This window comes from Rhizobacter sp. (assembly GCF_035702065.1).
Taxonomy (GTDB): Bacteria; Pseudomonadota; Gammaproteobacteria; order Burkholderiales; family Burkholderiaceae_C; genus Rhizobacter.
This window is the reverse complement of record NZ_DASSRA010000106.1, coordinates 1-4,178: the sequence shown is the minus strand read 5'-3', so window position 1 is coordinate 4,178 and position 4,178 is coordinate 1. Positions and strand designations below refer to the sequence as shown.

The window sequence follows — 4,178 nt, the reverse complement described above, 5'->3', positions numbered from 1 at the left end:
GCCTGGCGCAGCGTGTGGCGGTTGACGGCGAAGCGCGCCGCCAGCGTGGCCTCGTTGGGCAGCCGCTCGCCGGGTTGCAGGCGGCCTTGGGCAATGTCCTGCCGCAGGGCGGCGGCGATGGCTTCCCAGCGCCGGGCGGGTGCAGGCGTGTCGGCTGCGTCGGTGGAAGGTGTCGTGGCGTGAAGGGTCATGTCAAGAATCTGTCACGGCGGTGTTTGATACTCCCAGCCATCCTACAGTCATCTAGATGACATTCGCATGACCGACAACTCTTCCGACACCGCGCAGCGCCAGGCCTGGCTGGCCGTGCTGGCGCATGCGCCGCGCGACGCGCTGGCCGGGCACGCCGCGGCGGCGACGGCCGGCCAGGCCTTCGACTGGCTGCGCGAGCCGGAGACCGGCCTGGCCCTGGTGCGTGCGCGCATCGCCAACCGCGGCGACCGCTTCAACCTGGGCGAGGTGACGCTCACGCGCTGCATTGCCCGCGTGACTGTCGGCGGGAATGCCACCGCCGGCGTCGGCCATGTGCTGGGCCGCGACGATGAGCGCGCGCGCTGGGTGGCGCAGCTCGACGCGCTGCTGCAGCAGCCGTCGCTGCAGCAGCGGCTGCTGGCCGAGGTGATCGCGCCGCTGCAGGCGCTGCGCGCGCAGGCCATCGCCGACGAGCAGGCGCACCATGCCGCGAGCCGCGTGTCGTTCTATACCTTGCAATCGGAAGCGACCGCATGAGCGCTGAACTGCTCGCCACCTTGCCACGCGGCCTGGCCGACGCCACGCACGATGCGCAGTCGCTCTTTCGCGCGGTGCTCGATGCCCTGTCGCGCCCCGGCCGCCTGCAGACGCTGGACGCCAGCGACGGCCTGCAAGCGCCCGCGCCGCTGTCGCGCGGCCTGACGGCCTTGCTGCTCACCTTGCTCGACACTGAAACCTCCTTGCACCTGGCCGGCCCGCTGGCCAGCGACGCGGCCTGGATGTACTGCCGCTTCCACACCGGCGTGCAGCGCGCCGAGGCCGTGGCGGATGCCGACTTCATCGCCGTGCGCGCCGCCGACGCGCAGCTCGACACCCTGCGCCTGGGCAGCGACGAAGCGCCGCAACTCGGCGCCACGCTGATCGTCGACACGCACAGCCTGGCGCATGAGCGCGGGGCCGGCCTGCGGCTCACCGGCCCCGGCATCGCGCATGAACAGCGCATCGGCCTGTGCGGCCTGCCGCGCGCCTTCTGGCAGCAGCGCATCGCGATGCAGCCGCTGTTCCCACGCGGCGTGGACCTGCTGCTCGTGTGCGGCTCGCAGTTGATCGGCGTGCCGCGCTCCACCGTCGTCACGCTGGAAGGTCACTGATGTACATCGCCGTCAAGGGCGGAGAAGCCGCCATCGAAGCCTCGCGCCGCCTGTTGGCCAGCGCGCGCCGCGGTGACCCGGCCGTGCGCGAGCTGGAGGTCGCGCAGATCCGCGAGCAGCTGGGCCTGCTGGTCGACCGCGTGATGGCCGAGGCCTCGCTGCACGACCCCGAGCTCGCTGCGCTGGCGCTCAAGCAGGCGCGTGGCGATGCGGTCGAGGCCATCTTCCTGCTGCGCGCCTACCGCACCACCTTGCCACGCGTGGCCGCCACCGAGCCGCTGGACACGCAGCGCATGCGCGTGAAGCGCCGCGTCTCGGCCATCTTCAAGGACTTGCCGGGCGGGCAGCTGCTGGGCCCGACCTTCGACTACACGCAGCGCCTGATCGACTTCTCGCTGCTCAAAGCCACGCCGAGCGCTCCAGAACGCGCCGCGCCCGCGACGACGCAGGAGATCGGCCCCGTGCCCAACGCCCTCGACACGCTGGCCGAGCAAGGCCTGATCGAGCCGGCCGTCCCGAGCGAAGGCGACCCGCCGCCGCCCGATATCACGCGCGACCCGCCGGTCTACCCCTTGCCGCGCACGGCCCGATTGCAGATGCTGGCGCGTGCCGACGAAGGCTGGGTGCTGGGCATGGCCTACGCCACGCAGCGCGGCTACGCGCACACGCACCCCTTCGGCGGCGACATCCGCTTCGGCACCGTGGCGGTGGAGATCGTGCCCGACGAGCTGGGCTTTGCCATCGAGGTGGGCGAGATCGAAGTCACCGAGTGCCAGATGATCAACCAGTTCGCAGGCTCCGCGAACGTGCCGCCGCAGTTCACGCGCGGCTACGGCCTGGTCTACGGCCACGGTGAACGCAAGGCGATGGCCATGTCGCTGGTCGACCGCGCACTGCGTGCCGACGAGTTCGACGAAGACATCACCGCGCCAGTGCAGCAGCAGGAGTTCGTGCTGCCGCAGGGCGACAACATCGAGGCCTCGGGCTTCGTGCAGCACCTGAAGCTGCCGCACTACGTGACCTTCGAGTCGGAGCTGCAGCTGATCCGCCAGTTGCGCGAGGAGAAGGATGTCAGCCCCTCGGCCGACGAGTACATCGGCCGATCCCCCGAGGGGATCGCGGGCCGGCTTGGGAGCGGCCCGGCGCTCGGCCCGCGCCTCGCCGTTCAAGGGCGTGACGGGGGTGCATCGTGATTCACGGGTACAACTTCGCCTACCTCGATGAGCGCACCAAGCGGATGATCCGCCGCGCCATCCTGAAGGCCGTGGCGATCCCGGGCCACCAGGTGCCCTTCGGCTCGCGCGAGATGCCGCTGGCCTACGGCTGGGGCACCGGCGGCATCCAGGTGACGGCTGCGGTGCTGGGCCGTCATGACGTGCTCAAGGTCATCGACCAGGGCAGCGACGACACCACCAACGCGGTCAACATCCGCCAGTTCTTCGCGCGCACCACCGGCGTGGCGACCACCGAGCGCACGCGCGAGGCGACGGTGATCCAGACGCGCCACCGCATCCCCGAAGCGCCGCTGCGCGAAGGCCAGGTGCTGGTCTACCAGGTGCCGCAGCCCGAGCCGCTGTACCGGCTGGAGCCGCGCCGCAGCGAGACGCTCAAGCTGCATGCCTGCGAGGAGTACGGGCTCGTCAACGTGAAGCTCTACGAGGACCTGGCGCACTGGGGGCGCGTGGAAACGACGTACGACTACCCGGTGCGGGTGAACGGGCGCTACGTGATGTCGCCCTCGCCCATCCCGAGCTTCGACAACCCCAAGATGCACCGCAACCCGGCGCTGCAGCTCTTCGGCGCGGGGCGCGAGAAGCGCATCTATGCGGTGCCGCCGTACACCGACGTGAAGAGCCTGGACTTCGAGGACCACCCGTTCCATGTGGCGCCGCAGGGGCATGCGTGTGCGCTGTGTGGGTGCAGCACGAGCTATCTCGATGAAGTGGTGCAGGGGGCGGGCGAGACCTTGTGGACGTGCTCGGACACGGACTGGTGCCGCGAGCAGCGGGAGGCGGCGGCATGAGTGCCCTCACACTCGTCGAAGCCGAACGCAGCGACATCCCGACACTGATCGGGCTCTACACCGCCGCAGGCCTGGACACGCGCGGGCCGCACGACGAGGTGGTCGCGCGCGCGGCCTGGGACCGCATGCGCCTGGCGGTGCCGGGCGTGAAGGTGTTCCTCGCGCAGCGCGCGGGGGTTGCGGTGGGGACGTACACCTTCTTCGTGCTGCCCTTGCTGGCTCACTCTGGTGCGCCGGAGGCCATCGTGGAGGATGTGGCGGTGCATCCGGAGGCGCAGGGGCAGGGGATCGGGCGCTTGATGATGTTCCATGCGATGGGGTTGGCGCGGGAGGCGGGGTGCTACAAGCTCGCGCTGTCGTCGAACCAGCGGCGGGTGGAGGCGCATGCGTTCTATGAGCGGTTGGGGTTTGAGCGGCATGGGGTCAGCTTTGGGGTGACGTTGTGATGGACACTCTTCGCGAATCACAGTCCGCTCAGGCTGAGGTATCGAAGCCCTGCTCCTCTGTTTTCCCGCTTCGCGTGGATCGTTCTTCCTACTTCCCGCGGGTGCGCCGGGAGTCCGCCCCGGCGGGCGGGTCACTTTCATTTGTCGCGCCAAATGAAAGTAACCAAAGCAAAGGCGCTCTTCACATGGCCGAACTGCGTAGCTTCGAGTCTCCTCGGCCTGTACACGCCATGCCACAGGATCGGCCGCACATCTGCTGCGACAGCACTACGCCTCGTCTCGCCTCGCTGCGCATCGGCTTGAGAACCAAGGCAAAGCGAAGCGAGCCGGGACACGATGCCGAAGGCGAGCTTGCTCTTGGGGCCC

Annotated in this window: 7 protein-coding genes; 5 read left to right on the top strand and 2 right to left on the bottom strand. The window is 69.7% G+C overall.

All coding sequences use genetic code 11. The features are described 5' to 3' along the window. Nucleotides 1-191 (bottom strand): winged helix-turn-helix domain-containing protein (locus tag VFL64_RS04790; protein ID WP_489539243.1); only part of this gene is annotated, 191 nt, incomplete at its 3' end. Between the two features lie 67 nt (nt 192-258). Here VFL64_RS04790 and phnG point away from each other — a divergent pair. From phnG to VFL64_RS04765, 5 genes are read left to right on the top strand one after another with little or no spacing between them, the layout of a single operon-like run. Then, complete coding sequence (gene phnG, locus VFL64_RS04785) at nt 259-729, top strand: phosphonate C-P lyase system protein PhnG (protein ID WP_489539242.1); 471 nt, start codon at nt 259-261, stop codon at nt 727-729. Further along, nucleotides 726-1,343: a phosphonate C-P lyase system protein PhnH gene (gene phnH, locus VFL64_RS04780; RefSeq protein ID WP_489539241.1), complete on the top strand. Its 618-nt coding sequence runs from the start codon at nt 726-728 to the stop codon at nt 1,341-1,343. Before phnG ends, phnH begins: the two co-directional genes overlap by 4 nt. After that, nucleotides 1,343-2,536, top strand: a complete 1,194-nt coding sequence (locus VFL64_RS04775; protein WP_489539240.1) for a carbon-phosphorus lyase complex subunit — start codon at nt 1,343-1,345, stop codon at nt 2,534-2,536. The genes phnH and VFL64_RS04775 overlap by 1 nt, the downstream gene beginning before the upstream one ends. Continuing rightward, the gene (locus VFL64_RS04770) at nt 2,533-3,366 is read left to right on the top strand and encodes an alpha-D-ribose 1-methylphosphonate 5-phosphate C-P-lyase PhnJ (protein ID WP_489539239.1); all 834 of its coding nucleotides are present in this window, start codon (nt 2,533-2,535) and stop codon (nt 3,364-3,366) included. Before VFL64_RS04775 ends, VFL64_RS04770 begins: the two co-directional genes overlap by 4 nt. Continuing rightward, entirely contained in the window at nt 3,363-3,812 is a 450-nt protein-coding gene (locus VFL64_RS04765) for a GNAT family N-acetyltransferase (RefSeq protein WP_489539238.1), read from the top strand. The genes VFL64_RS04770 and VFL64_RS04765 overlap by 4 nt, the downstream gene beginning before the upstream one ends. 137 nt (nt 3,813-3,949) lie before the next feature. Here VFL64_RS04765 and VFL64_RS04760 read toward each other — a convergent pair. Next, nucleotides 3,950-4,178 (bottom strand): hypothetical protein (locus tag VFL64_RS04760; RefSeq protein WP_489539237.1); only part of this gene is annotated, 229 nt, incomplete at its 5' end.